Source organism: Streptomyces mayonensis (assembly GCF_018982965.1).
Taxonomy (GTDB): Bacteria; Actinomycetota; Actinomycetes; order Streptomycetales; family Streptomycetaceae; genus Streptomyces; species Streptomyces mayonensis.
On sequence record NZ_JACBYP010000117.1, the window covers coordinates 1 to 26,441 of the forward strand.

General features: G+C 71.9%; 24 protein-coding genes, 3 tRNA genes and 1 pseudogene. 12 read left to right on the forward strand and 16 right to left on the reverse strand.

From position 1 onward, the window contains the following. Positions 1-122 precede the first annotated feature (122 nt). Positions 123-317 carry a DUF6274 family protein gene (locus HZS56_RS30930; protein WP_216724119.1) on the forward strand — a complete coding sequence of 65 codons (195 nt, stop codon included), beginning with the start codon at positions 123-125 and terminating at the stop codon, positions 315-317. Positions 318-757: 440 nt separating this feature from the next. Here the strand turns inward: HZS56_RS30930 and bldC are convergent, their stop codons facing one another. Next, positions 758-964 carry a developmental transcriptional regulator BldC gene (gene bldC / locus HZS56_RS30935; RefSeq protein ID WP_003949541.1) on the reverse strand — a complete coding sequence of 69 codons (207 nt, stop codon included), beginning with the start codon at positions 962-964 and terminating at the stop codon, positions 758-760. 544 nt (positions 965-1,508) lie between these two features. Next, complete coding sequence (locus tag HZS56_RS30940) at positions 1,509-2,357, reverse strand: DUF8083 family protein (protein WP_216724120.1); 849 nt, start codon at positions 2,355-2,357, stop codon at positions 1,509-1,511. 219 nt (positions 2,358-2,576) lie between these two features. Here HZS56_RS30940 and HZS56_RS30945 point away from each other — a divergent pair, with 219 nt between their 5' ends. Both HZS56_RS30945 and HZS56_RS30950 read left to right on the forward strand, forming a co-directional pair. Then, the gene (locus HZS56_RS30945) at positions 2,577-3,671 is read left to right on the forward strand and encodes a Leu/Phe/Val dehydrogenase (RefSeq protein WP_216724121.1); all 1,095 of its coding nucleotides are present in this window, start codon (positions 2,577-2,579) and stop codon (positions 3,669-3,671) included. A 362-nt stretch (positions 3,672-4,033) separates the two neighbouring features. Continuing rightward, positions 4,034-4,285 carry a DUF3073 domain-containing protein gene (locus tag HZS56_RS30950; protein ID WP_216724122.1) on the forward strand — a complete coding sequence of 84 codons (252 nt, stop codon included), beginning with the start codon at positions 4,034-4,036 and terminating at the stop codon, positions 4,283-4,285. A 98-nt stretch (positions 4,286-4,383) separates the two neighbouring features. Here HZS56_RS30950 and purM read toward each other — a convergent pair whose 3' ends face one another. The 6 genes from purM to HZS56_RS30980 all read right to left on the reverse strand — a co-directional run bounded on the left by purM (position 4,384) and on the right by HZS56_RS30980 (position 10,437). Beyond that, positions 4,384-5,466, reverse strand: a complete 1,083-nt coding sequence (purM, locus tag HZS56_RS30955) for a phosphoribosylformylglycinamidine cyclo-ligase (RefSeq protein ID WP_216724123.1) — start codon at positions 5,464-5,466, stop codon at positions 4,384-4,386. Between the two features lie 64 nt (positions 5,467-5,530). Then, positions 5,531-7,057, reverse strand: coding sequence for an amidophosphoribosyltransferase (purF, locus tag HZS56_RS30960; RefSeq protein WP_216724124.1), 1,527 nt, complete (start codon positions 7,055-7,057; stop codon positions 5,531-5,533). 75 nt (positions 7,058-7,132) lie between these two features. Further along, the gene (locus tag HZS56_RS30965; protein WP_216724125.1) at positions 7,133-7,981 is read right to left on the reverse strand and encodes an META domain-containing protein; all 849 of its coding nucleotides are present in this window, start codon (positions 7,979-7,981) and stop codon (positions 7,133-7,135) included. A 36-nt stretch (positions 7,982-8,017) separates the two neighbouring features. Continuing rightward, positions 8,018-8,815, reverse strand: coding sequence for a maleylpyruvate isomerase family mycothiol-dependent enzyme (locus HZS56_RS30970; RefSeq protein ID WP_216724126.1), 798 nt, complete (start codon positions 8,813-8,815; stop codon positions 8,018-8,020). A gap of 70 nt (positions 8,816-8,885) precedes the next feature. After that, complete coding sequence (locus tag HZS56_RS30975) at positions 8,886-9,845, reverse strand: M23 family metallopeptidase (protein WP_216724127.1); 960 nt, start codon at positions 9,843-9,845, stop codon at positions 8,886-8,888. A gap of 88 nt (positions 9,846-9,933) precedes the next feature. Next, a complete protein-coding gene (locus HZS56_RS30980) occupies positions 9,934-10,437 on the reverse strand; it encodes an ArsR/SmtB family transcription factor (protein ID WP_216724128.1) in 504 nt (167 codons plus the stop codon). A gap of 129 nt (positions 10,438-10,566) precedes the next feature. Here HZS56_RS30980 and HZS56_RS30985 point away from each other — a divergent pair, with 129 nt between their 5' ends. Then, positions 10,567-11,151, forward strand: a complete 585-nt coding sequence (locus HZS56_RS30985; RefSeq protein WP_216724129.1) for a Uma2 family endonuclease — start codon at positions 10,567-10,569, stop codon at positions 11,149-11,151. Between the two features lie 58 nt (positions 11,152-11,209). Here the strand turns inward: HZS56_RS30985 and purL are convergent, their stop codons facing one another. The 3 genes from purL to purS are packed head-to-tail and all read right to left on the reverse strand — an operon-like array spanning position 11,210 to position 14,414. Beyond that, entirely contained in the window at positions 11,210-13,468 is a 2,259-nt protein-coding gene (purL, locus tag HZS56_RS30990) for a phosphoribosylformylglycinamidine synthase subunit PurL (RefSeq protein ID WP_216724130.1), read from the reverse strand. Continuing rightward, positions 13,465-14,145, reverse strand: a complete 681-nt coding sequence (gene purQ / locus HZS56_RS30995; RefSeq protein WP_216724131.1) for a phosphoribosylformylglycinamidine synthase subunit PurQ — start codon at positions 14,143-14,145, stop codon at positions 13,465-13,467. Before purQ ends, purL begins: the two co-directional genes overlap by 4 nt. Next, positions 14,142-14,414 (reverse strand): phosphoribosylformylglycinamidine synthase subunit PurS, encoded by a 273-nt coding sequence (gene purS / locus HZS56_RS31000; RefSeq protein ID WP_031037010.1) that lies wholly within the window; start codon positions 14,412-14,414, stop codon positions 14,142-14,144. The genes purQ and purS overlap by 4 nt, the downstream gene beginning before the upstream one ends. A gap of 351 nt (positions 14,415-14,765) precedes the next feature. On the opposite strand from purS, the gene HZS56_RS31005 reads away from it, so the two are divergent. The 8 genes from HZS56_RS31005 to HZS56_RS31040 all read left to right on the forward strand — a co-directional run bounded on the left by HZS56_RS31005 (position 14,766) and on the right by HZS56_RS31040 (position 19,535). Continuing rightward, positions 14,766-15,083 carry a histone-like nucleoid-structuring protein Lsr2 gene (locus HZS56_RS31005; protein WP_037763479.1) on the forward strand — a complete coding sequence of 106 codons (318 nt, stop codon included), beginning with the start codon at positions 14,766-14,768 and terminating at the stop codon, positions 15,081-15,083. Between the two features lie 183 nt (positions 15,084-15,266). Then, positions 15,267-15,338: transfer RNA gene (locus HZS56_RS31010), tRNA-Gly, on the forward strand. A 95-nt stretch (positions 15,339-15,433) separates the two neighbouring features. Next, positions 15,434-15,506: transfer RNA gene (locus HZS56_RS31015), tRNA-Gly, on the forward strand. A gap of 163 nt (positions 15,507-15,669) precedes the next feature. Beyond that, positions 15,670-16,662 (forward strand): ABC transporter ATP-binding protein, encoded by a 993-nt coding sequence (locus HZS56_RS31020; RefSeq protein WP_216724132.1) that lies wholly within the window; start codon positions 15,670-15,672, stop codon positions 16,660-16,662. Continuing rightward, positions 16,659-17,474, forward strand: a complete 816-nt coding sequence (locus HZS56_RS31025; RefSeq protein WP_216724133.1) for an ABC transporter permease — start codon at positions 16,659-16,661, stop codon at positions 17,472-17,474. Before HZS56_RS31020 ends, HZS56_RS31025 begins: the two co-directional genes overlap by 4 nt. Positions 17,475-17,503: 29 nt before the next feature. After that, complete coding sequence (locus HZS56_RS31030) at positions 17,504-18,793, forward strand: sensor histidine kinase (RefSeq protein ID WP_216724134.1); 1,290 nt, start codon at positions 17,504-17,506, stop codon at positions 18,791-18,793. Between the two features lie 8 nt (positions 18,794-18,801). Continuing rightward, positions 18,802-19,404, forward strand: coding sequence for a response regulator (locus HZS56_RS31035; protein WP_481061801.1), 603 nt, complete (start codon positions 18,802-18,804; stop codon positions 19,402-19,404). 58 nt (positions 19,405-19,462) lie between these two features. After that, positions 19,463-19,535, forward strand: a tRNA-Gly gene (locus tag HZS56_RS31040). 85 nt (positions 19,536-19,620) lie between these two features. On the opposite strand, the gene HZS56_RS31045 is transcribed toward HZS56_RS31040, so the two are convergent. The 5 genes and pseudogenes from HZS56_RS31045 to HZS56_RS31065 form a co-directional block, all read right to left on the reverse strand. Then, entirely contained in the window at positions 19,621-20,520 is a 900-nt protein-coding gene (locus HZS56_RS31045) for a phosphoribosylaminoimidazolesuccinocarboxamide synthase (RefSeq protein ID WP_216724136.1), read from the reverse strand. Positions 20,521-20,603: 83 nt separating this feature from the next. Continuing rightward, positions 20,604-22,127, reverse strand: a complete 1,524-nt coding sequence (locus tag HZS56_RS31050; RefSeq protein ID WP_216724137.1) for a N,N-dimethylformamidase beta subunit family domain-containing protein — start codon at positions 22,125-22,127, stop codon at positions 20,604-20,606. Between the two features lie 246 nt (positions 22,128-22,373). After that, positions 22,374-24,404 (reverse strand): M48 family metalloprotease, encoded by a 2,031-nt coding sequence (locus tag HZS56_RS31055; protein WP_216724138.1) that lies wholly within the window; start codon positions 24,402-24,404, stop codon positions 22,374-22,376. A gap of 318 nt (positions 24,405-24,722) precedes the next feature. Next, positions 24,723-25,976 carry a phosphoribosylamine--glycine ligase gene (gene purD, locus HZS56_RS31060; RefSeq protein ID WP_216724139.1) on the reverse strand — a complete coding sequence of 418 codons (1,254 nt, stop codon included), beginning with the start codon at positions 25,974-25,976 and terminating at the stop codon, positions 24,723-24,725. A 137-nt stretch (positions 25,977-26,113) separates the two neighbouring features. Further along, a pseudogene (locus tag HZS56_RS31065) lies at positions 26,114-26,441 on the reverse strand (DNA polymerase III subunit gamma/tau); the annotation flags it as partial.

Here is a 26,441-nt window from a genome sequence, read left to right on the forward strand (position 1 = left end):
GCCCCTTACGCCCCGAGGCCCCCAAAGGCTCTCAGTGGCCCTCTCGCGGCCTTGACGGCGTCACATTCGCTCGGTACTCCAAAGACAGGGCCCCTTCCCCGTGAGGCCCCTGGAGGTGGCGTATGGCGGCATCGGTCAGGCACGAGACGCGGGCCCTGCTCCGCGCACATCTGTCGGCCGCGTCGTCCTACGGTCATGTGACGCGGCACTGTCCGATCTGCCACCGGCTGCTGCGGCTCGCGCTGGACGCCCCGGGGTCACAGTCCACGACGGAACGTCAAGAAGGCGTCGAGAACGGGAGCACGGCCTCGGTGTGATGTCTGCCGGACCCCAACGCCCGTGCCGCGCAGACCTCCTGGAGCCGGGGCCTCCTCTAGCGCACCGGCGCCCGGGTCAACAACCACCACGCGGTGTGACGGGTGTCACCGCATGAGTTTCCGAAACCGTGGCACTTACCACGCCCCTACAACCAGTCAATTTAATATGTGCAATTGCACCGCTTCTCCCAGTGCTCGCACAGCCGATCCGACAGCCCTCCCCAGACTCCGACAAGGCCGCTCACAGGGCGGCCCGGCAGTCCACCACAGTCCACCACCGGGCACAGGGGCCGTACACACAAAGATCGCGCTGGACCCGGCGGAGTCCAGCGCGATCAACGACGCACCCCTGTTGGGGCAGGAACGGCGTCGCTTGGAGCTGTGGTTCCAGGCGCCTCGGCAGATGGGGGACCTGCCGTTTTGCCCGGTTATTCAGTTGTTCAGGCCTCGCTGCGCTGCTGCGGAATGCCCGCGAGCAGGGCGCGGACCTCGGCTTCGCGGTAGCGGCGATGCCCGCCGAGCGTGCGGATCGACGTGAGCTTGCCGGCCTTCGCCCAGCGCGTGACCGTCTTCGGGTCGACGCGGAACATGGTGGCGACCTCAGCCGGGGTCAGCAGCGGCTCGGCATCAGGGGTGCGAGCGGTCATGAGCGGCCTCCTCGGGAGAACCGAACCTTCTCGGTTCTTTCCTCTAAATTCTGCACCTTGACCCGCGTTGCCCGAAATGGCGGACGCGAGTCGAGTCGGTTATAGGACGAACGGCTTGTCCTCGGCACTACAACTACACCATCTGTCCAGCCGCGTCGGCCAAACCGATGGAATTGCCCTCCCAGGTGTTCATCAGCGACGGAAGCCGATGGACCATGCCATAGCGGACAGTCACTCCACTGTGACGATCAGTCACAGAGCGATCAGGGGTCACTCGACCTGCCATCAGACCCCCCAAAGCGTGCAATGCGAAGATTCCGCCCACAGTGCATCACAAGAGGACGGAAGGAGCCCTCCCCGGGCTCCTTGTCCTATTTTGGCACGAGGAAGGGGAAGCGGCGCAAGAGTGATGTACGTGTAGTCCGTCACGCTTGACACATACGCCCGGATCGGGACGTACGTCCCTTGTTGAGGGAACATCAGCCCACACCGAACACATGTCGGAGCGAAAGACGAAACCCCACATCGAGCGGTACGTCAAACGTCAGTTCGCGGACCGCCGGTCGCGGACCCCCCGCCAGCGCTCCACGAGACGTCCGTACGCCGCCCCGGCCGTGGCCGGATCACCGTGGCGCAGTGCCTCGATCCCCTCGGCCACGTCCGCCGCGGAGTGGTCGTCGGCCAACTCACCGGCGGGCAGGGCGTGCACGAGCCCGCCGTAGTCCAGCTCCACCAGGGAGCGCGGGTGAAACTCCTCCAACCAGCGCCCCACGTCCACCAGGCCGTCGATGAGCGGCCCTTCGTCGACGGCCTCCCGAAGCGCCCGCAGCCCCCTGGCCACCCTCCGGCGGGCCTGCACCATGGGGGTGCGGTAGCGCAGCACGGGCGCGGCCGCCGCCTCGCCGTCACCCCCGTCGTACTCCCGCTCGGCGTCGGAGACCAGCACGAACCAGTTGATCGGCACCTGCCAAGTGGCCGTGCGGATCCAAGGGCGGGCGTCCGGATTGTTTTCCAGCCAGCGTTCGTAGTCCTGCGTGCTCTGCCGGCGCACGACCGGCGGGATCAGCGCGTCCAGTACGGGCTCCGGGAAGTCGCCGGTCAGCTCGCCCAGTGCCTGCCAGCCGCGCAGCCGGGTCCGCCAGGGGCAGACACAGACCACCCCGTCGACCTCGGTCACGAAGGCGTCGGCGCTCTCGTGCACCCGGACGGCCACCGGCGGGGTGGGCAGCAGGTCGGCCAGGGAGCGGCGCAGCTCGTCCTGGTACGAGGGCAGGTCGGAGCGGCGGGCGTACCGGGTCCAGTGGGCGCGTTCCGCGTCGGGGAAGGCGGCCAGCGGCTCGTACACACGCAGGTACGCCGCGTAGGGGACGATCACGGAGGACACCTTGGGCACGCCTGCTCCCTCCCCCGCGCACCGCTGCGAAAACCTGCAGAAACGGATCACAAACGCACGGGAACCTCTACGAATCGTCGCACGCCCGTACTCCTTGCGGAGGTGATCCTGGGCACTGTGCGGCGGACCTGCACCCCCAGGCCCTAATCTCGTGCCAGAGTCCCCGCCACCCGCACGGGGACCGTCTCCACCCGCCGCACCTACACAGGAGTCACCACCGTGACCGACGTAACCGGCGCACCTGCTGATGTACTGCACACCCTGTTCCACTCGGACCAGGGGGGTCATGAGCAAGTCGTGCTCTGCCAGGACCGCGCCAGCGGTCTGAAGGCCGTCATCGCCATCCATTCCACCGCGCTGGGCCCCGCCCTCGGCGGCACCCGCTTCTATCCGTACGCGACCGAGGCGGAGGCCGTCACCGACGCGCTGAACCTCGCCCGCGGGATGTCGTACAAGAACGCCATGGCCGGTCTGGACCACGGCGGCGGCAAGGCCGTGATCATCGGCGATCCCGAGCAGATCAAGAGCGAGGAACTGCTCCTCGCCTACGGCCGGTTCGTCGCCTCGCTCGGCGGCCGGTACGTCACCGCCTGCGACGTCGGCACCTACGTCGCCGACATGGACGTCGTGGCCCGCGAGTGCCGCTGGACGACCGGACGCTCCCCGGAGAACGGCGGCGCGGGCGACTCCTCGGTGCTCACCGCCTTCGGCGTCTACCAGGGCATGCGGGCCGCCGCCCAGCACCTGTGGGGCGACCCGACGCTGCGCGACCGCACCGTCGGCGTCGCCGGCGTCGGCAAGGTCGGCCGCCACCTGGTCGACCACCTGCTCGCCGAGGGCGCGCACGTCGTCGTCACCGACGTGCGCAAGGACGTCGTACGGAACATCACCGAGCGGCACCCCTCGGTGGTCGCCGTCGCCGACACCGACGCGCTGATCCGGGTGGAGAACCTGGACATCTACGCGCCGTGCGCGCTCGGCGGCGCGCTGAACGACGAGACCGTGCCGGTGCTGACCGCCGGGGTGGTGTGCGGCGCGGCCAACAACCAGCTCGCCCACCCCGGCGTCGAGAAGGACCTCGCCGACCGCGGGATCCTCTACGCGCCCGACTACGTGGTGAACGCGGGCGGTGTCATCCAGGTCGCCGACGAACAGCGCGGCTTCGACTTCGAGCGGTGCAAGGGCAAGGCCGCGAAGATCTACGACACCACGCTGGCCATATTCGCACGTGCGAAGGAGGACGGCATTCCGCCGGCCGCCGCGGCCGACCGGATCGCCGAGCAGCGGATGGCGGACGCGCGCGCCCGGCACTGACCGGGCGGGTCGACCGGGGAGTGGTGACCGGTGACCGGTGGGAGGGTGGGCCCGGCCGGGTCCACCGCCCGTCGGCTGCCGGTTTGACGGGTACCCGTCGGGTGGGCCGGTTGGAGAGAACTCTCACTTATCCGGCGGGTCGACCGTCGAAAGGTGGTTAAAATCGCCGTTGACCAGCGAGGACGGGGCGCCTCGAGGGTCCTGGGCAGGGCCACGTGCTGCGGGCGACGTACCGTATGGGCGTGGGCTCAGGTACCGTGGAAGCCCTACGGACCGGTCTCTCCACGGAGAGCCCGTTCCGGACCATGAACGCGTGTCAAGACTCTGGGGCCGTCGAGCCCCGTCGTTGAGGGGGTCGAGCCATGGGGCGCGGCCGGGCCAAGGCCAAGCAGACGAAGGTCGCCCGCCAGCTGAAGTACAACAGCGGTGGGACTGATCTCTCCCGCCTGGCCGAGGAGCTGGGCGCATCGCCGTCGAATTCACAACCGCCGAACGGCGAGAAATTCGAGGACGATGAGCAGGACGACGACGTGTACGCAAAGTACGCCGACCTCTATGAGGACGACGACGAGGACGAGGACGGCCAGTCCCCGCAACAGCGACGCGGCGCTTGACCTAGCACTGGGCACCTTCCCGGTCGGTGATGCATGTCACCGACCGGGTTCTGTGCTGTCCACGGCATCATCCGTGCCGTCCACGCGTCCACGCTGCCTCAGACGGCGTAGTCGCCCACCAGGGCCGCGCCCGTTCCGTGGTCGCCGCGGTCGGTGATCTCGCCGGCCACCCAGGCGTCCACGCCGCGGTCGGCCAGGGTCGTCAGGGCCGTGTCCGTCGACTCCTCGGGCAGGATCGCGATCATGCCGACGCCCATGTTCAGGGTCTTCTCCAGCTCCAGGCGCTCGACCCGGCCGGTCCGGCCGACGAGGTCGAAGACCGCGCCCGGCGTCCAGGTGGAGCGGTCGACCACCGCGTGGAGACCGTCGGGGATCACCCGGGCCAGGTTGGCGGCGAGCCCGCCGCCGGTGACGTGGCTGAAGGCGTGGACCTCGGTGGTGGCCGTGAGGGCCAGGCAGTCCAGGGAGTAGATCTTGGTGGGCTCCAGCAGCTCCTCGCCGAGGGTGCGGCCGACGTCGTCCAGGTGGGAGTCGAGCGTCAGGCCGCCCTCGTTCAGCAGGACGTGGCGGACGAGTGAGTAGCCGTTCGAGTGAAGGCCCGAGGACGCCATGGCGATCACCGTGTCACCCGTGCGGATGCGGTCCGGGCCGAGCAGCCGGTCGGCCTCGACGACGCCCGTGCCGGCGCCGGCGACGTCGAAGTCGTCCGGGCCCAGCAGGCCGGGGTGCTCGGCCGTCTCGCCGCCGACCAGGGCGCAGCCGGCCAGCACACAGCCCTCGGCGATGCCCTTGACGACGGCGGCGACGCGCTCGGGGTGGACCTTGCCGACGCAGATGTAGTCGGTCATGAAGAGCGGCTCGGCGCCGCACACCACGATGTCGTCCATGACCATCGCGACCAGGTCGTGGCCGATGGTGTCGTAGACGCCGAGCCGGCGGGCGATGTCGACCTTGGTGCCGACGCCGTCGGTGGCGGAGGCGAGCAGCGGGCGCTCGTAGTTCTTGAGGGCGGAGGCGTCGAAAAGGCCGGCGAAGCCGCCGAGGCCGCCGAGGACCTCGGGGCGGCGGGTCTTCTTCACCCACTCCTTCATCAGTTCGACGGCGCGGTCGCCCGCCTCGATGTCGACGCCCGCTGTCTTGTAGGACGCCGCTGCGTCGCCGGCACCAGTTGTGTCAGGCATGACGATGAGAACCTTCGTGTCGTACGGCGGGGAGGCCGGAGAGGCGGACGGGCTACGGCTACGGCTACGGGCGACGGATGGCGTCGGCGGCGGCCGTACCGGCGGGCCCGGCGGCCAGCTCGGTCTCCAGGAGCTGCTTGCCGAGCAGCTCGGGGTCGGGGAGCTCCATCGGGTACTCGCCGTCGAAGCAGGCGCGGCACAGGTTGGGCTTGGCGATGGTGGTCGCCTCGATCATGCCGTCGATGGAGATGTACGCCAGGGAGTCGGCGCCCATCGAGGTGCCGATCTCGTCGACGCTCATGCCGTTGGCGATGAGCTCGGCGCGGGTGGCGAAGTCGATACCGAAGAAGCACGGCCACTTCACGGGCGGGGACGAGATCCGGACGTGGACCTCGGCGGCACCGGCCTCGCGGAGCATGCGGACCAGGGCCCGCTGGGTGTTGCCGCGGACGATGGAGTCGTCGACGACGACCAGCCGCTTGCCCTTGATGACTTCCTTGAGCGGGTTCAGCTTCAGACGGATGCCGAGCTGGCGGATGGTCTGCGAGGGCTGGATGAAGGTACGCCCGACGTAGGCGTTCTTCACCAGTCCGTTGCCGAAGGGGATGCCGGATGCCTCGGCGTACCCGATCGCGGCGGGCGTGCCGGACTCCGGGGTCGCTATGACGAGATCGGCCTCCGCGGGGGCCTCCTTCGCCAGCCTGCGGCCCATCTCGACGCGGGAGAGGTAGACGTTGCGGCCGGCGATGTCGGTGTCCGGGCGGGCCAGGTACACGTATTCGAAGACACAGCCCTTGGGCTTTGCTTCCGCGAATCGTGAAGTGCGGAGGCCGTTCTCGTCGATGGCGACGAACTCGCCCGGCTCGATCTCCCGGACGAAGCTGGCGCCGCAGATGTCGAGCGCGGCGGACTCGGAGGCGACCACCCAGCCGCGCTCCAGCCGCCCCAGGACCAGCGGGCGGATGCCCTGCGGGTCACGGGCGGCGTAGAGGGTGTGCTCGTCCATGAAGACGAGGGAGAAGGCGCCGCGCACCTGGGGCAGCACCCTGGGGGCCGCCTCCTCGACGGTCAGCGGCTTGCCGTCGTCGTCCACCTGGCCCGCGAGCAGCGCGGTGACCAGGTCGGTGTCGTTGGTCGCCGCGACCCGCGTGGAGCGGCCGTCCTGCTTGGGCAGGTCGGCGACCAGCTCGGCGAGCTGGGCGGTGTTGACGAGGTTGCCGTTGTGCCCGAGCGCGATGGAACCCTGCGCGGTGGCACGGAACGTCGGCTGGGCGTTCTCCCACACGGAGGCACCGGTGGTCGAGTAGCGGGCGTGACCGACCGCGATGTGACCCTGGAGCGAACCGAGCGAGGTCTCGTCGAAGACCTGGGACACCAGGCCCATGTCCTTGAAGACGAGGATCTGGGAGCCGTTGCTGACCGCGATTCCCGCGGATTCCTGGCCCCGATGCTGGAGGGCGTAGAGCCCGAAGTAGGAGAGCTTTGCGACCTCTTCGCCCGGAGCCCAGACACCGAAGACGCCGCAGGCGTCCTGGGGGCCCTTCTCGCCGGGAAGCAGATCGTGATTGAGTCGACCGTCACCACGTGGCACGACACCGAGTGTAGGCGAGGTCGACCACGGTTCCGAATGTGGGGACGAGCGAGAGGACCGGAACCCACGCGCGGGTCACTTTTCGGCGACGGCCCGGACCGTGGTGCCGTTTTCGCTGGTCAGCGTGAGAGTTTCATGATCGATCCGGTAGTCGACCTTGCCGTCGAAGAGGCCGAGCAGGCGCTTCTCGGCGTCCATGAGTGAGCCTTCGCACATCATTCGGGTCGTGGACGGAGCGCCGAGGGTGATACGGCCGTCGCTGACGGTGGCACTGGCGTTGACCCGGTTGCAGGGGAGGCGGCCGGAGACAGTCCGTGCGTCCTGGTCGAACACGAGCTGCGCCCGCCCCTGCTCACCCTTCTGCACGCTCTGGCTACCCTGCCCCTTATGCCCCTTCTGCCCCTCCTGCCCGGGGACGTCCACGGCCCACTTCGTCCCGTACAGGGACGCGTCCTCGGACTTGCTGAGCCGGACGGTGTCGCCCTCGGCGGTGGTGAGGGTCAGGCGGCCGCCCTCGTCGCCGGCGGTGAGCGACCCGGTGGTCAGGGTGCGGCCGAGGGACTTCTCGAAGTCGGCGGGCGTCTTGTCGCAGGCCTTCTCGGTGAACATGGCGTCGCTGAGCCGGACGCGTTCGCCGTCGACGTCGGCGCGGGCGCTGAAACTGTTGCAGCCGGTACTCCCCGCCGCCTCGCCCGCGTCGTCGATCCGGACCTGCGCCGCGTCCGGTGCCTTGTGGGTGGTGCCGTCGACGGTGACGCTGTCGATGCTCCACTGGACGCCGGTGATGCGCTGTCCTCCCGTGCCCACGGAGGCGCCGCCGGAGTCGTTCGCCTTCTCGCTGCCGCAGGCCGCGGCGAGCGGGACGAGCGCGGCGACGGCCGCCACGGTCAGTGTCTTGCTGCGCTGCTGCTTCTGCCTGTACATGCCCATTCGACGGAGCCGGGGAAGATCCGGTTCCCCTCAGCCCGGAAGTGGCAGCAGATCCCCGAGGTCGGCCCGCTCCCCGCTCGCGCTCACCTTCGCCCCGGCCAGCGCGTCCGCCCAGGTCAGCCGCCCGGTGGCCAGCCGGATCCAGGTCAGCGGGTCGGTCTCGACGACGTTGGGCGGGGTGCCGCGGGTGTGCCGGGGACCCTCGACGCACTGCACCACGGCGTACGGCGGGATCCGCACCTCCGTGGAACCGCCGGGCGCCCGCACGGCGAGCGCGTCGGCGAGCAGCCGGGTGGCGGCGGCCAGCGCCTGCCGGTCGTACGGGACGTCGAGGCCGGGCACGGCGGCGGTGAGGTCGTCGCTGTGCACGACCAGCTCGACGGTACGGGTGACGACGTAGTCGGCCAGCGGCAGCGCCCCCGCGGCGGTGGGCAGCAGCCTGCTGCCGGGCTGGGCGTCGAGGTGGCCGGTGAAGCGCCGCTCGGCCTCGGCGAGGTACGCGTCGGGGTCGGGGTGGGCGGCGGCCGTCCGGCGGGCGGTGCCGGCGATGGCGTCCGCGTCGGCGGCGACGGCGGACGGCCAGTCGAGCAGCCGCCCGTCCTGCCGCGCGGGCTCGGGCTCCGCCAGCAGCCGGCCGACGGCGTCCAGCGCGCACCCGACGTGCGCGACCAGCTCCCGCACCGTCCAGTCCCCGAGCCGGGTGGGCAGCGCGAGCTGCTCGGGCGTGAGGGTCCGTACGGCCGCCCGGACGTTCCCGAACTGGGCGAGCACGGCGGCTCGGGTGCGGGCGGGGTCGTAGGCGCGGGCGCGCTTTCTGGCGGGCGGCATGCCGGTGAGCCTAAGGGGTGCCCGAGGAGCGCCCTGCCCGCCCGACGCGTTCGGCTGGCGGCCCAGGGACTCAACCACGCTTGAGGCCAAGCCCGGCCTGCGCCTCCTCCGCCTCCTCTGCCCCTTCCGGCCCATCTGCCCCCTCTATCCCCTCTGCCCCCTCTGTCCCGTCCGTATCTTCCGCCTGTTCCGCCTCTTCCGTCTCCAGCGCCCCCTCCGCCACCTCGAAGACCTCGCCGTTGCGCGGTACGCCGATGCCGGTCCAGGTGAAGGGGACGCCCCGCGCGGTGTCCGGGTCGGGGCCGTCCATGAGCTGGAAGTGGACGTGCGGCTCGGTGGAGTTGCCGGAGTTGCCGCACCGGGCGACCGGCTGCCCGGCGCGGACCCGGTCGCCCTCCCGGACCGCGAAGGAGCCGCGCCGGACATGGGCGTAGAGGGCGTGCGTGCCGTCACCGAGGTCGACGACGAGGTGGTTGCCGACGATGCGGCGGACGCCGGTCATCTCCCGTTCCGAGCCCTCGACGGTCATCAGGTACAGCAGCGCGGGCAGCGAGGTGCGGCTCAGGTGGTCGCGCTGGCCGTCGTCGACGCGTACGACCGTGCCGTCGGCCACCGCGAGGAGCGGGGCGCCGAACGCCGGGAAGTCGCGGACGTGCCGGGCGAGCGGCCACAGGGCGCGGAAGCGCGGGCGTGCGCCGGGCTCGGGTTCGGCGACGAGGTCGATGGCGAAGGTCTGGCCGTAGGTGTGGAGGCCGTGGCTCGGGGTGCGGTCGGCCGGGCTGTTCAGCGCGGACCAGCGGCCGGTGACGGGCGGGGCGACCCCGACGGGCTCGCGGGCTTTGCCGGGGGCGTCCGGGGCGCCGCCGTTCCACCGGTTGACCACGGTGATCAGGACGTAGGCGAGGACCAGCGGCAGGAAGATGCACCACCACGGAAGCCACGGGTCGACGAGGACGCCGACGACGACCAGGGCGACGAAGATGAGTTGCAGCCCCCGGAAGGTGATCATGGCGAGCTTGCGTGCGGACATCGTTCCCCCTTGGTCGTTTCCCTTTGCTTGGTCGTTTCCCTTTGCTTGGTCGTTTTCCTTTGACCGTGGCTGATCGCGGTGCGGCCGGTCAGTTCCGGGCCGTCGACAGCGCCACCAGCAGCGGCACGACCCGCGCCGCCGGCACCTCGTGGCGGCCCCGGCCGGTGGTGTGCAGCCAGCCGGCACCGGTGAGCTGGCGCAGGTGGTGGTAGATCTGCCCGGTCGTACCCATCCCGTCCAGCTCGGCCAGCTCCGCGGCGGTGCGCCGGCCGCCCAGCACCTCCCGGAGCAGCCGCAGCCGCACGGGGTGCCCGAGGGCGGCGAACACCTCGGCGGACTCGGCCCAGTCGGCGTCCAGCAGACCGTCGGTGAGCGCGCCGTGCTGCCAGGCGTACCGCTCTCCGGCCGGCAGGCGCACGGAGCCGGTGAACAGAACGCCGCCGGCTTCCGCCCCCAGCTCGGCGAGCTGCTCCTTCAGGCCTTCCAGGGCCCAGAGGTCGCCCTCCTTGGGACCGGGGGCGGGCTGGTAGGCGCCTTCCAGTGCGGAGAGACGCCGCTCGAGGTCCGCCACGCGCTGTTCCAACTGCTTCATTCCTACGATATTACGTACCTTCGTAATCTCGTACAAGAGTCACCCGTACGTGTACCCGGCCGCCGAAGACGGCCGCCGGGAGGGCCGCAGCCCCGGAAACACTGGTCGACACCTGGAAGGAGGTGCAACATGACGGTTATGGCCGAGCACACGTCTCAGATGTCGGTGGACGACTTCGAAACGATCGCTTCCACCGCTCCCGAGTCCGTCACGTTGGAGTTCATTGACGGACGGATCGGAGTCAAGAAGGTGACCGACGGGGATCACGACACCATCGTGTCCTGGCTGGCCAAACGCTGCATTCAGGCCCGGCCGGACCTGGATCTCTACTACGGGCGGGGCCTGCGCGTCGATGCGTACCGGCAGAGCAGGGCACGGCCGGACGCCGTGCTCGCGCCCGAGGCCCACTTCGCGGGGTTCGGCGAGTGGGCCGACCCGGCCGGAGCGCTCGTGGTCGTCGAGGTCACCTCGTACGACTCGGACACGGACCGGCGGGATCGACACGAGAAGCCGACCGCCTACGGGCAGGCAGGAATTCCCCTGTACCTCCTGATCGACCGGGATTCCTGCACCGTCACGGTGTACAGCTCTCCGGACCGGCACGTCGGCGGCTACCGCAACGCCCGCGTCACGAAGTTCGGTGAGACGCTGGTCCTCCCCGACCCCGTCGGCATCGAACTCGACACGGAGATCCTCAAGAACTACGTGCGCTGAGCCGACGAGGTCCCGCCCGAACCGGACGGGACCTCGCACTCTCGGGGACCGGCGGCGACTACGCCAGCAGCCCCGGGATCGTCCCCTCGTGGAGTTCGCGCAGCTCGGCCAGGGGCAGCGCGAACTCGCCCTGGACCTCGACCGCGTCGCCGTCCACCACGCCGATGCGGGTGACGGGCAGGCCGCGGGCGCCGCACATGTCGTTGAAGCGGACCTCCTCCGAGCGCGGGACGGCGACGACCGCGCGGCCCGCCGACTCCGAGAACAGGAAGGTGAAGGCGTCGAGCCCGTCCGGTACGACCAGACGCGCGCCCTTGCCGCCCAGCAGCGCCGACTCGACGACCGCCTGGACCAGACCGCCGTCGGACAGGTCGTGCGCGGAGTCGATCATGCCGTCGCGGGAGGCGGAGATCAGGATCTCGCCGAGCAGCCGCTCGCGCTCCAGGTCGACCTTCGGGGGCAGGCCGCCGAGGTGGTCGTGGACCACCTGGGACCAGGCCGAGCCGCCGAACTCCTCACCCGTGTCGCCGAGGAGGTACAGCAGCTGGCCCTCCTCCTGGAAGGCGACCGGCGTGCGCCGGGCCACGTCGTCGATGACGCCGAGGACCGCGACCACCGGCGTCGGGTGAATGGCGGCCTCGCCCGTCTGGTTGTAGAGCGAGACGTTGCCGCCGGTCACCGGGGTGCCGAGCTGGAGGCAGCCGTCGGCCAGGCCGCGCACGGCCTCCGAGAACTGCCACATCACCGCCGGGTCCTCCGGCGAGCCGAAGTTCAGGCAGTCGGACACGGCCAGCGGCTTCGCGCCGGTCGTGGCCACGTTGCGGTACGCCTCCGCCAGCGCCAGCTGCGCGCCCGTGTAGGGGTCGAGCTTGGCGTAGCGGCCGTTGCCGTCGGTGGCGAGGGCGACGCCGAGTCCGGACTCCTCGTCCACGCGGATCATGCCGGAGTCCTCGGGCTGGGCGAGGACGGTGTTGCCCTGCACGAAGTGGTCGTACTGCTGGGTGATCCACTGCTTGGACGCCTGGTTGGGCGAGCCGACCAGCTTCAGGACCTGGGCCTTCAGCTCGTCGGACGTCTGCGGCCGGGGCAGCTTGTTCGCGTCGTCGGCCTGGAGGGCGTCCTGCCAGTCCGGGCGGGCGTAGGGGCGCTCGTAGACCGGGCCCTCGTGCGCGACCGTGCGCGGGTCGACGTCGACGATCTTGCCGCCGTGCCAGTAGATCTCCAGCCGGTCGCCGTCGGTCACCTCGCCGATGACGGTGGCGATGACGTCCCACTTCTCGCAGATCTCCAGGAAGCGGTCGACCTTGTCCGGCTCGACGACCGCGCACATGCGTTCCTGCGACTCGCTCATGAGGATTTCCTCGGGCGAGAGCGTCGAGTCGCGCAGCGGTACGTCGTCCAGGGTGACGCGCATGCCGCCGGAGCCGTTCGACGCCAGTTCGCTGGTCGCGCAGGACAGGCCCGCCGCTCCCAGGTCCTGGATGCCGACGACCAGCTTCTCGGCGAACGCCTCCAGGGTGCACTCGATGAGCAGCTTCTCCTGGAAGGGGTCGCCGACCTGCACCGCGGGACGCTTCGACGGCTTGGCATCGTCGAAGGTCTCACTCGCCAGGATCGACGCGCCGCCGATGCCGTCGCCGCCGGTGCGGGCGCCGTACAGGATGACCTTGTTGCCCGCGCCGGACGCCTTCGCGAGGTGGATGTCCTCGTGCCGCATGACGCCGATGGCACCGGCGTTGACCAGCGGGTTTCCCTGGTAGCAGGCGTCGAAGACGACCTCGCCGCCGATGTTGGGCAGGCCCAGGCAGTTGCCGTAGCCGCCGATGCCGGCGACGACGCCGGGCAGGACGCGCTTGGTGTCGGGGTGGTCCGCGGCGCCGAAGCGGAGCGGGTCCACGACGGCGACGGGACGCGCGCCCATCGCGATGATGTCGCGGACGATGCCGCCGACGCCCGTGGCCGCGCCCTGGTAGGGCTCGACGTAGGACGGGTGGTTGTGCGACTCGACCTTGAAGGTGACCGCGTAGCCCTGGCCGACGTCGACGACACCGGCGTTCTCGCCGATGCCGACGAGCATCGCGTCGGACTCGGGGGCCTTCTCGCCGAACTGGCGCAGGTGCACCTTGCTGCTCTTGTACGAGCAGTGCTCGGACCACATGACGGAGTACATGGCGAGCTCCGCGCCGGTGGGGCGGCGGCCGAGGATCTCCACGACCCGCTCGTACTCGTCCTTCTTCAGGCCCAGCTCGGCCCAGGGCAGCTCGGTGTCGGGGGTCTCGGCCGCGTGCTCGACCGTGTCCAGCGGGATCCGGCTCATGCGTTGACCAGCTTCTTGAGGATCGAGGTGAAGAACGGGAGGCCGTCGGTGCGGCCCGTACCGATCAGCGGCTCGACGGCGTGCTCGGGGTGCGGCATGAGGCCGACGACGTTCCCGGCGGCGTTGGTGATGCCGGCGATGTCGTTGAGCGAGCCGTTGGGGTTCAGGTCCAGGTAGCGGAAGGCCACCCGGCCCTCCGCCTCCAGCTCGTCCAGCGTGCGGCGGTCGGCGACGTAGCGGCCGTCCATGTTCTTCAGCGGGATGTGGATCTCCTGGCCTGCCGTGTAGTCACCGGTCCAGGCGGTGTCCGCGTTCTCCACCCGCAGCTTCTGGTCGCGGCAGATGAAGTGCAGGTGGTCGTTGCCCAGCATGCCGCCGGGCAGCAGGTGGGCCTCGGTCAGGATCTGGAAGCCGTTGCAGATGCCGAGCACCGGGAGACCGGCCTTCGCCTGGTCGATGACGGTGTCCATCACCGGCGAGAAGCGTGCGATGGCGCCGGCCCGCAGATAATCGCCGTACGAGAAACCGCCGCACAGCACGACGGCGTCGACCTGCCCCAGGTCCTTGTCCTTGTGCCAGAGGGCGACGGGTTCGGCGCCGGCGACCCGGATCGCGCGCTGCGTGTCCCGGTCGTCGAGGCTGCCGGGGAAAGTGACGACGCCAATACGAGCGGTCACTTCGCGGCCCCCGCGACTACGTCTTCGGACTCGACCTTGACGGTGAAGTCCTCGATCACGGTGTTGGCGAGGAAGGATTCCGCAAGATCATGGATGCGGGCGAGGGCGGCCTCGTCGACCGGCCCGTCCACTTCCAGTTCGAATCGCTTTCCCTGGCGGACGTCCGAGATCCCTTCGAAACCCAGTCGCGGCAGTGCGCGCTGCACCGCCTGGCCCTGGGGGTCGAGGATCTCCGGCTTGAGCATGACGTCGACTACGACGCGTGCCACTGGCACTCCCGGTGTGTGGTGCTGAGCAGGTTCCTTCAGACTACCCGTACAAAATTTCTACGCGCGTAGCCTTGGAGGAAACTACGTGACCCCAGTCACGATTCGGCATCGGAGCGGGGCGGCCACGAAAAGCTTCGGGAAAGATCCCGGATCGACCTCCGAGTCCTATTGCGCAACGGACACGCGGGGAGATTAAGTCGGGCTTCCCATTGCAATGCCAAGCACGGTACAAATGAAATGTCATTAGCCGATACTTTGCCCAATTACAGGCGAACAGTCGGCATCTTCGCGGCGGACTCGGCACGTTCGGGCCCGTCATCGCGGAGATGCCGCACGAAGGGACCGATATTCGTGGCGCAGCGTGTCGTGGTCACTCTCTTTGACGACATCGACGGCTCGGAAGCGGCGGAGACGGTCGCCTTCGGGGTCGACGGCCGGACGTACGAGATCGACCTGAACGAAGCCAATGCCCACAAACTGCGCGCGGCCCTGGAGCCGTACGTGTCGGCCGGCCGCAAGCGGTCGCGCTCCGGCAAGGCGTACCGGCAGACGGAGGTCGCCCCCGACCCGGCCGCGGTCCGCGCCTGGGCGCAGGCGAACAAGATGGACGTACCGGCGCGCGGCCGGATCCCGAAGCGGGTGTACGAGGCGTTCGCCGCGGCCCGCTGAGCCGCGGGGCTCCGGCGAAGCGCCTCCGGTGAGCGGTGCGACCGCGGCAGCGCGGCCGCACCGCGCGACCGACGGCCGCTCAGCCGCCCCTCGCCGCAACCGACTTGCGCTGCACCCCGGGTGATCAGCTAAAGTCTGGAGCACGCCGAGGGGCAAGGCCGAAAGGCCCAGCTCACGGAACACGCGGGTGTAGTTCAGTAGTAGAACATCCCCCTTCCAGGGGGAAGGCGCAGTGTGCAATTCCTGTCACCCGCTCTGCATCGCCGTACCGAACCTCCTTCTGGATCAGGTAGGCTGGTGCTCGCACCGATCGGTGGCCGTGCTTGTTCAGGCGGGCGGTCGGAAGCAATGCGGACGTAGCTCAGTTGGTAGAGCGCAACCTTGCCAAGGTTGAGGTCGCGAGTTCGAGCCTCGTCGTCCGCTCGGGAATCAGACCCCGGTCCTCCAGGATCGGGGTCTTTTCGTGCGTCCGGACCCGCCCGGGTCCGCCCGGGTCCGGGACCCGCTCCGGGGCCTGACATTTGTCATGCGAGGCCGGTGACGGGCCGCACTGTCCGACCTCCCCGTGCGCCGGAATGCTTGAGGCATGGGAACAGACGGACACGAACACGTGATTGAGGTCACCGACCTGCGGCGTGTGTACGGGGGCGGGTTCGAGGCCGTACGCGGAATCGACTTCTCCGTGCGCCGCGGCGAGGTCTTCGCGCTGCTGGGCACGAACGGAGCCGGCAAGACGTCGACGGTGGAGCTCCTCGAAGGGCTCGCCGCTCCGGCCGGCGGCCGGGTGCGCGTCCTCGGGCACGACCCGTACACCGAACGCGCCGCCGTACGCCCCCGCACCGGGGTCATGCTCCAGGAGGGCGGCTTCCCCTCCGAGCTGACCGTCGCCGAGACGGCCCGGATGTGGGCGGGGTGCGTGAGCGGCGCCCGGCCACCGGCCGAGGTCCTGGCCCTGGTCGGCCTGGAGTCGAAGCTCGGCACCCGCGTCAAGCAGCTGTCCGGCGGCCAGCGGCGCCGCCTGGACCTGGCGCTCGCGCTGCTCGGCGACCCGGAGGTGCTCTTCCTCGACGAGCCCAGCACCGGTCTCGACGCCGAAGGCCGCCGGGACACCTGGGAGTTGGTGAGCGCGCTGCGCGACGGCGGTACGACCGTACTGCTGACGACGCACTACCTGGAGGAGGCCGAGAACCTCGCCGACCGGCTCGCGATCATGCACGAGGGCCGGATCGCCGTGACCGGCACCCCGGCCGAGGTGACCGCCGCGCAGCCGTCCCACATCTCCTTCGAACTGCCCGCGGGCTACTTCGTGGGCGACCTGCCGCCGCTCGCCTCCCTGGGCGTGGACGGTCACGAGGTCCACGACCGGACCGTGCGGCTGCGCACCCGCGAGCTGCAGCGCGCGGCCACCGGGCTGCTGGTGTGGGCCGGGCAGGCGGGGGTGGAGCTGCGCCGCCTGGACGTCCGCTCGGCCTCCCTGGAAGAGGCGTTCCTGAGCATCGCCAAGGAGGTCTCCGCGTCGCCGGCCGGCCCGCCCGCCGACGGCACGGCATCCCGCACGAAGAAGGAGTACGCGGCATGAGCGCCACGACCACCCGGGCTTCCGCCCCGTCCACCGCGCGCGGCCCGGCGAGCACGCCGATGTCGCGCATGACCGCCCTCGCCCGCGCCGAGATGACCCTGCTCGGACGGAACAAGGGCACCCTCTTCGCCGCGCTGTTCGTGCCGCTGGTGCTGCCGTTCAGTCTGCGGTCCGCGTCCGAGCAGATGGACCTCGCCGGGGCCGGGCTGACCGTCGGCACCCTGATCCTGCCCGCCGCGATCGGCTTCTCCCTGCTGTTCGCCGTCTACTCGGCGCTCGTCGGCGTCTTCGTCGTCCGGCGCGAGGAACTCGTCCTCAAACGGCTGCGCACCGGCGAGCTGCGCGACGGGGAGATCCTCGCCGGAGCCGCGATGCCGGCTGTCCTCAGCGGGCTCGTGCAGTCCGTACTGCTCGCCGTGGGCTGCGCGGCCCTCCTCGACCTGGGGGCGCCGTCCGCCGTCCACCTGTCCATTCTCGGGCTGCTGCTCGGCCTGGTGCTGTGCACCGCGCTCGCCGCCGTCACCGCGAGCTTCACGCGCACCGGTGAGAGCGCGCAGGTCACACCGCTGCCGTTCATGTTCGTGACGATGTTCGGCTCCGGCACGGTGCTTCCGCTGGAGCTGCTGCCCGACCGGCTGGCCTCCGTCTGCGAGCTGCTGCCGCTGACGCCGGTCATCACCCTGGTCCGCGGCGGCTGGACCGGCGACCTGACCGGGGCCGAGACGCTGGGCGCCGTGGCGACGGCGGTGGCCTGGACCGTCCTGGCGGTGTTTGCTGTACGGCGGCGGTTCCGTTGGGAACCGCGGCACTGACGTACGGGGCGAGCGGAAGCGACGGGCGGATGCGCAGGCCAGGTGGATGGTGGCGGCGGAAGAGCAGCGCGGAGAAGGTGGAGACCTACACCCGGTGGTCCTTCCACTTCCTCGGCGTGAGCGAGATCGCCGGCATCGGACTGGCGTCCTACGGCCGGACCGGCCCGCAGCTCGCCACCGTGCTCTTCCTGATGGTCGCCGCGCACGCCGTGGTGGGCATGGCGACCGCCTCGCAGGCGGTGGACTGGCTCGCCGGCCGGCGACCACAGCCGGTACGGCGGCTGTGGCTGCTCGGTGCCGTCACCGCGGCCCTCGCGGTCCTCGCGGTCGGCCTCGCGGAGCACGGCCCGGGAGGCGACGGCGCCGGGGCCGCGGCCGTCGGTGTCTTCGTGGGCATCCAGGGCTTCGGCCTCGGCACCCTGGCCCTCGGCGTGCCCCGCAGGCGGGCCGCCACGCTGATCTGCGGCTTCTCGGCGGGCGCGGGCGTCGTGGCGTTCGCCGCAGGCATGCCGTGGCTGGCCGGAGTGCTCCTCGCCGGTGTCGTGCTCCTGCTCGGAGGGTTCTTCGCCTCCACCGCGATGCTCTCGGTCTGGCTGCTGAGCGTGGTCTACGCGCTGCACGAGGCCAAGGAGACCGAGGCCCGGCTCGCCGTCGCCGAGGAGCGGCTGCGCTTCGGCCGGGACCTGCACGACGTGATGGGACGGAACCTGGCGGTGATCGCCCTCAAGAGCGAGCTGGCCGTCCAGCTGGCCCGGCGCGGACGGTCCGAGGCGGTGGAGCAGATGATCGAGGTGCAGCGCATCGCGCAGGAGTCGCAGCGCGAGGTACGGGACGTGGTGCGCGGCTACCGGGAGGCGGCCCTGGAGGTCGAGCTGGCCGGTGCCCGCGGGGTGCTCTCGGCGGCCGGGATCGTCGCGGAGGTCACCGGGGAGACCGAGGGGCTGCCCGCCGAGGTGCAGTCGGCCCTCGGCTGGGTGGTGCGGGAGGCGACCACGAACGTCCTGCGGCACGGGGACGCGAAGAAGGTCGCCGTGACGGTACTGATGTCGGAAGGGCGAGTAGTGCTGACGGTGGAGAACGACGGGGTCGCACAGGGACCGGACCCCTCGGCCGGCGCGGACGTGCCCGCCGGGACCGGTGGTTCCGGCCTCGCGGGGCTGCGGGAGCGGCTCTCCGCGGTGGACGGCACCCTGGAGGCGGGGGCCGCGGGCAAGGGCCTGTTCCGGCTGACGGCCGAGGTGCCGCTGCCGGCCGCCGGGCCCGGGGCCGGGGCCGCTGCCTCGGCCTCGGCCTCGGCTCCGCGGGGGGTGGCGTCGTGACGGAGGCGGTGCGGGTACTGCTCGCCGACGACGAGCACCTCATCCGCGGGGCGCTGGCGGCGCTGCTCTCCCTCGAGGAGGACCTCGTCGTGGTCGCCGAGGCGGCCACCGGCCCGGAGGCGATGGCGATGGCGCGGGCGCACGCGCCCGACGTCGCCGTCCTCGACCTCCAGATGCCCGGCGCCGACGGTGTGAGGGTCGCCACAACGCTGCGGGCCGAACTGCCCGCCTGCAAGGTGCTGATCGTGACCAGCCACGGACGCCCCGGACACCTGAAGCGCGCCCTCGCCGCCGGGGTGCGGGGCTTCGTCCCCAAGACCACCAGCGCCCAGCGGCTCGCCGAGCTGATCCGCACGGTGCACGCCGGAAACCGGTACGTCGACCCCGAGTTGGCCGCCGACGCGATCTCCGCCGGGGACTCGCCGCTGACCGCGCGGGAGGCCGAGGTGCTGGAGCACGCGGCCGACGGGGCGCCGGTCGCGGAGATCGCCGAGCGCGCCGCGCTCGCCGAGGGGACGGTGCGGAACTACCTGTCGTCGGCCGCGACCAAGCTCGGGGCGGAGAACCGGCACGCGGCGGTGCGGCTCGCACGGGAGCGGGGTTGGGTATAGTGGCTGTCGCGCCACGGCGAGTCCACGACTCCGGTCCACGCTCCGCCTGCCGCGCAGTGCGAACGTAGCTCAGTTGGTAGAGCGCAACCTTGCCAAGGTTGAGGTCGCGAGTTCGAACCTCGTCGTTCGCTCCGTGCGAGAAGCCCCCGGCTCCGGCCGGGGGCTTCTTCGTGTCCGGCTGGAACCGGGGGCGTCCTCGTGTCCGGCCGTCCGCCGTTACGACCAGCTCTGGCCGGTCAGGAGCTCGTAGGCCTCCACGTACTTGGCGCGGGTGGCGTCCACGACCTGCTGCGGCAGCGGCGGCGGGGGCTGCTCGCTCCGGCGGTCCCAGCCGGACTCGGCCGAGGTCAGCCAGTCCCGCACGAACTGCTTGTCGTACGACGGCTGCGCGCGGCCCGGCTGCCACTGGCCGGCCGGCCAGAAGCGGGAGGAGTCCGGGGTGAGGACCTCGTCGGCGAGGACCAGGCCGTCCCCGTCGAAGCCGAACTCGAACTTGGTGTCGGCGAGGACGATGCCGCGCTCGCGGGCGATGTCCCGGGCCCGGGAGTAGACGGCGAGGGTGGCCTGGCGCAGGGCGGCCGCGGTCTCCGCGCCGACCTGGCGGGCGACCTCCTCGTAGGAGACGTTCTCGTCGTGCTCGCCCACCTCGGCCTTGGTGGCCGGGGTGAAGATCGGCGCGGGCAGCTCGGAGCCGTCGACGAGGCCCTCGGGGAGGGCCAGGCCGCAGACCGTGCGGGTGTCGTTGTACTCCGCCAGGCCCGAGCCGGTGAGGTAGCCGCGGGCCACGCACTCGACGGGGATCATCCGCAGCGACTTGCAGACCAGGGCGCGGCCCTGCCAGTCGGCGGGGGCGCCGGGGGGCAGCTCGGTGCTCAGGACGTGGTTCGGGGCCAGGTCGGCGAGCTGCTCGAACCACCACAGGGAGAGCTGGGTGAGGACCCGGCCCTTGTCGGGGATCTCGGTCGGCAGCACCCAGTCGTAGGCGGAGATGCGGTCGCTGGCGACCATCACGAGGTCGCCCGCCTCGTTCCGGTACAGCTCGCGCACCTTGCCGGTGTGCAGGTGCACCAGGCCCGGAACCTGGATCGGTTCGGGCTTTTCAACGAATCCGGACACGGTTCCTCCCCGTGGTTCTGTCCAACGCCTCGATTGTCCCGTACGTCGTGGCGGACGGGGACGGCGGGATGCTCCTACGGAGGTCAGTCACGTTTGCAGATGCGGTCCAGGAGGTTGGCGGTGGCGCGCTGGACACGCGGGTCGACGTGGCCGGGGCGGTCGAGGGCCGGGGACCAGGCGAACGTGCCGGACGCGAAGACCCAGGCGCCCGACGGCGTCCGGTACAGCGAGGTCTCCTGGTGGCGCCGGGCGCCGTCGACGTCGGTGTAGGGGGAGTGGGCGAGCAGGACCCGTTCGTCGTGGTCGGGGAGCGCGGTGCGCGGGAAGTAGCGGTCGGCCTCGCCCGCCACCAGGTCCTCGATCTCGTCGCCCTCGCGGGCCCCGGTGGCCTCCCAGAGCCAGTGGTCGGCGTTGCGGACGATCATGGGCTGCGGTTCGGGGACGCGGCCGGCGTACTGGATGCCGAGCAGCAGTTGCTCGGGGCGGTCGATCTCCCGCCACAGCGCGGGCCGGCCGGGTCCCTTGCGTTTGCGGCAGGTCAGCAGGCGGTCGGGGACGCCGGAGGGCGAGGGGGCGAGTTCCACCTGCCAGTACATGGTGTTGGCGGAGAGGAAGACCAGGGACGTGCCCTGCTCGCGGGCGAGTTCGGTGGTGCGGCGCATGGCCGCGGACCAGTACTCGTCGTGGCCGGGGAAGACCAGGCCCCGGTAGCGGGTCGGGTCGATCCGGCCGGAGTGCAGGTCGCGGGCGTCGGCGTAGGCGAGGTCGTATCCGTAGCGCTCCGCGAAGCGGATGAAGTCGTAGGCGTGGCCGACGTGGAGGGGGAGGCCCGCACCGGCGTAGGGGCGGTCGAAGGAGACGGTGGTCGCGGCGTCCGCCTCGCCGAGGAGCCGGCCCTCCTCGTCCCAGGCGTGGTAGAGGCTGGCGCCGGTACGGCCGTCCTCCGGGTAGAGGTTGTACGCCTGCCAGGTGACGTCCGGCAGGAGCAGGAGCAGGTCGGCGGGGTGGTTGTCGCGGACGGTGAAGGGCACGTGGGAGCGGTAGCCGTCAGCGGTCGTGAGGACGGCGACGTACGCGCCGATGTTCCAGTACGAGGGGATCTGGAGCCGCCACGACAGCCACCAGTGGTGGCAGGAGACGGTGCGGTCGGCGGTGAGCGGCGCGGGCTGCACGATGCCGGACAGGCGGGGGCTGGTGGTGATCTTGGCGGCGCCGTCGCCCCCGTAGTGGCCGATGCGGTAGACGTCGACGCTGAACTGCTGCGGCGGGTCGACGGTGACGTGGAAGTCGATGGCCTCGCCGGGGGCGGCGGCGCCGGTCGCGGTGAAGCCCTTGATCTGGCGTCGCACGTCGTCGGCGGCGCGTGGACCGCCGCCGGTTCCGGTGCCCGTACGGGTGTGTTGGTCGCGGCGCCTCGGGCCGGGGTCGTCCCGGTCCGCTCCCGGGAGGGCGGCGTCCTGTTCCGCATACCAGGGGACGACCTGGCCGTTGTCGCCCCAGTACGTCTCACCGCCGCGCAGCCACGGTACGGGCCCCAGTCCGAAGGGGTCCGTCACGGCGTGCGCGAGTGCTCCCGACTCCCAGCGGCGGATCTGCTCGGGCCCCATGGGACAGTCCCCTCCCTCGTGCCCCCGTGGTCGTGCCTATGACGAACGCCTTTGCCATGTGCGCGATTCGGTCCCCAGCACATCACATCTCGCACGCGTGCTGTCACTGTTCGTTGCGAAGTGACCGAAAGAGGAACCGAGGAGTCCGGTTCGTCTCACCGAAGACGTCAGGGGGCTCAGGGCTCAGGGCTCAGGGCTCAGGGCTCAGGGCTCAGGGCTCAGGGCTCAGGGCTCAGGGCTCAGGGCTCAGACCAGGCGTACCGGCTTCTCGGGGCGTATGCCCAGTTCGCTCATCCAGGTGCGCAGCGGGCCCGGGTCGCCGGTCTCGACCAGGGTCAGCACGCTGGGGGCCAGGTCGGCGGCGCGGGCACCGTCGAACAGCAGCGACGGCCCGTCGAGCCAGTCGAGGCCGGGGACCGCGCCCGCGGTGTCCATCGCCGCGCAGCACACCATCGCGGTGACGTGAGCGGTGAGGATCTCCCGGCCGGTGCGCGGGGGCTGGAGGGGAAGGAGGGGCAGCGACCGGTCGTCCCACAGCGCGGGGTCGGGGCCGGCCGGTCCGGCCGCCGCAGGGACCGCGCCGGGTGCTCCGGCCGCCGTGGGCGACGCAGCCGCCTCCTCGCGGGCCAGTTGCGCGCTGAGCCCGGCGGCCAGGGCGGCACCGCGGGCCGTGGTACCGGCGAGGTCGTCGTCGTCCGGGTCGCCGGCCGGGGCAGGGGCGGCAGTGGCGGTGACGGTGGGCGCGGTGACGGGCGTGGCGGGGGTGGCGTCGGTGGTAGGGGTGACGTGGGTTTCGAGGGGGGCGGCGTAGGCGTCGGCAAGCTGGGCAGGCCCGGACGCGTCAGTCGGGTCGGCCGGGTCGGCCGGGTCGAACGGGTCGGCCGCGGCTGCCGGGCCGTCCGCGGTTTGCGGGCCGTCCGCGGTTTCCTGGGTGGGCGCGGCCGCGTCCCGAGGCGGTGTGTCGGCCGGGGCTGCCGGGGCGGCCGGGGTCGTGAGGTGGTCCAGGACGCGGGCCAGGGTCGGGCCGCCCGTGCCCGGTGCCGTGTGCTCGGCGGCGCGGCGGACACCCAGGCCGTCCAGGACGCGGTGGAGACGGGCGGCGTCCGTGCGCCAGGTGCGGTCGACGACCTCTTCCGGATACTCGTCCCACGCCACGGGTGACCAGTCGGGGCTCGCCTCCCCGGGCCCGCCGTGGAAGAGGCGCGCGGCGAGGAGGGAGACCGCCTCGTCCATCGCCCCGGGCTCCTCCAGCAGGTCGCAGGCCGGACGCTCGCCGAGGCGTGAGGCGAACCCCTCGGCCAGGCGGTCCCGCCGGGACAGCTCCGTGAGGGCGGCCACGACGCCCACGTCCAGCCGCGCGGGCCACCGGCCCATCCGCCAGGCGGGCAGCGCCACCCGGGTCAGCAGCCGGTCCCAGCCGGCGTAGGCCAGTCCGACCTGCTCCTGCGCGACGATCCGCACCCCGTAGTCCACAGCCTGTGCACGCTCGGCGGCGGCCGAGGCGACCCCGCGCTCCATCTCCGCCGCATGCACGCGGCAGCCACGCAGCAGGAGCCGCACCACCCGGCCGAGACCCGCGTGCACCGCACGGGACAGCGGGCCCTTGCGGTCGCCCGCCGCAGCCACCGCCGCCGCGGCGTCCAGGCCCCGTATGAAGCGCCGGGCCGCTGCTATGTCCGGGTGCGCCGAGGGTCCCGTACCGGCGACGACCGGGGCGAGGACGGCGCGCAGCTCGCCGACGCGCATCCACCACAGGAAGGGCGAGCCGATGACCAGCACGGGTGCGGCGGGACCGCGGCGCGGGGCGGGCCCGCCCGGAGGCGCCGCCTCCTCCGGCTCCGGCGTGGGGGGCGGGCGGCCGTGGGCCCGGTGGGTGCGGTCCTCCAGCCAGCTGTCGCAGTCCGGGGTGAGCGCTATCGCGGAAGGCGCGGGGACGTCGAGGCGGTCGGCGAGGTCGCGCACCATGCCGTAGAGGTCCGGCGCGGACTCCTCGTCGACCGTGACCGTGGGCGTCACGGCGGGCCGGGCACGGGCCACGACCAGGGCGACGGCCGCGGCGGCCGCCAGCACGAGGAGCGCGAGCCCGGACACGGCCCAGCGCAGGGCGTCCCACAGCCCGCCCGTGAGATGCCCGGTGGAGCCGCCCGCGAGGAGGATCACGGCGGCGGCAGCGGGCAGCAGGGCGACGGCCAGCGCGCGGCTGCGCACACGCAGCACCGCCAGCGCCCGGGAGCGCGCGGCCCGCGCGCCCATCTCCTCTCCACCGGTACCGGTCAAGGCGGGACCTCACCCCTTCATCGCTGTCCTGTCCGCACGGGCTGTCCTGCTGCGCTGCTGCTTCTGCTCACTCCCCCACTGTGGCACCCGGCACTGACATCGCAATGCCGGTGGGCCAAGTGCCGGAATGCTTGCGCGGCACCATAGTTGGGGCCCTCACGCCCGTCAGCCGTATGGCCCATCGGTCACTCGATGGAATGGCTTTGGGGAAAGGTGGGCGACAGACAGCAAGGGTCAGGCCCCGGTTCCTGAGGATCTTGCGCCCCAGGAACCGGGGCCTGCGCGGTGCGGTGCGCGGACGTGTCCCGCGGGCCGGGATCAGGCGCCGGCGGCGGCCTTCGCGGCGATGTCCGTACGGTGCTGCGAGCCGTCGAGCCCGATGCGGGCGACGGCCCGGTAGGCGCGGTCGCGGGCCTCGGTGAGGTCGGCCCCGGTGGCCGTGACGGACAGGACGCGGCCTCCGGCGCTGAGGACGGCGTCGCCCTCGGCGCGGGTCCCGGCGTGCAGGACGTAGGCGTGCGGGGCGTCCTCGGCGGCCACCGCTTCGAGGCCGGTGACCGGGTCGCCGGTGCGCGGGGTGCCGGGGTAGTTGTGGGAGGCGACGACCACCGTGACGGCGGCGTCCTCGCTCCAGCGCAGGGGCTCCAGGTCGGCGAGGTTGCCGGTGGCGGCGGCCATCAGCAGGCCGGCGAGCGGCGTCTTCAGACGGGCCAGTACGACCTGGGTCTCGGGGTCGCCGAAACGGGCGTTGAACTCGATCACCCGTACTCCGCGCGAGGTGATCGCGAGACCGGCGTACAGCAGCCCGGAGAACGGGGTGCCGCGGCGGCGCATCTCGTCGACGGTCGGCTGGAGCACGTGCTGCACGACCTCGTCGACCAGCTTGGGGTCCGCCCACGGCAGCGGCGAGTACGCGCCCATGCCGCCGGTGTTGGGTCCCTGGTCGCCGTCGAGGGCGCGCTTGAAGTCCTGGGCGGGCTGGAGCGGGCGGACGGTCTCGCCGTCGGTCACGGCGAAGAGGGAGACCTCGGGGCCGTCCAGGTACTCCTCGACGACGACCCGCTCACAGGCCGCCGCGTGCGCGCGGGCCACCTCGATGTCCTCGGTGACGACGACGCCCTTGCCCGCGGCCAGCCCGTCGTCCTTGACGACGTAGGGGGCACCGAAGGCGTCCAGGGCCGCGGCGACCTCGTCGGCCGTCGTACAGACGTAGGAACGCGCCGTGGGGACCCCGGCGCCGGCCATGACGTCCTTGGCGAAGGCCTTGGACCCCTCGAGCCGCGCGGCCTCCCCCGAGGGGCCGAAGACCGGGATGCCCGCCTCGCGCACGGCGTCGGCGACCCCGGCGACGAGGGGCGCCTCCGGCCCGACCACGACCAGCTCGGCACCGAGCCGGCCGGCCAGGGCGGTGACGGCCGCGCCGTCGAGGGCGTCGACCTGGTGCAGTTCGGCGACCTCGGCGATACCGGCGTTGCCGGGTGCGCAGTGCAGCGCGGTGACGTCGGGGTCGAGGGACAGGGAACGGCACAGGGCGTGTTCGCGGGCGCCGCCGCCGATGACAAGGACCTTCACGGGGTCAGCCTAATGGGAACGGACCGGACCGTTTTGTGCGGGCCGCCGGAGGGCTGGGGCAGGCGCACCCGTACTTTCCTCCAACCCGTCCCGGACCGGACCGCACGCACGCGCCCTCCCGCGCACGCGCCCAGGCCCTACTCGTGGGCGATCTCCTCGACGACCGTCGCGCCCAGCTCGCGGACCAGCAGTTCCCTGCCGGAGAGGGCCGACTCGTCGAGGTCCGGGTCGTCGTCCTCGGGGATGTCGTCCTCGATGGAGACGGAGCGCGACTCGGGCGCCTGGGGCCGGGGCGCGGGCGCGGCGGCCGGAGCAGGCCTGGACCGCGGCGGGGAGGACGCGGTGTCCGGGGCGGGGGCGGGCGGCGGGGGCGCCGGCGCGGCCGGCCGCGGGGCGGGGGGGCCGCCGCCGCGGCCCCCCCCGCCGCCGCCGCCGCCGTAGCCGCCCCCGCCGGCGCCGCCCAGG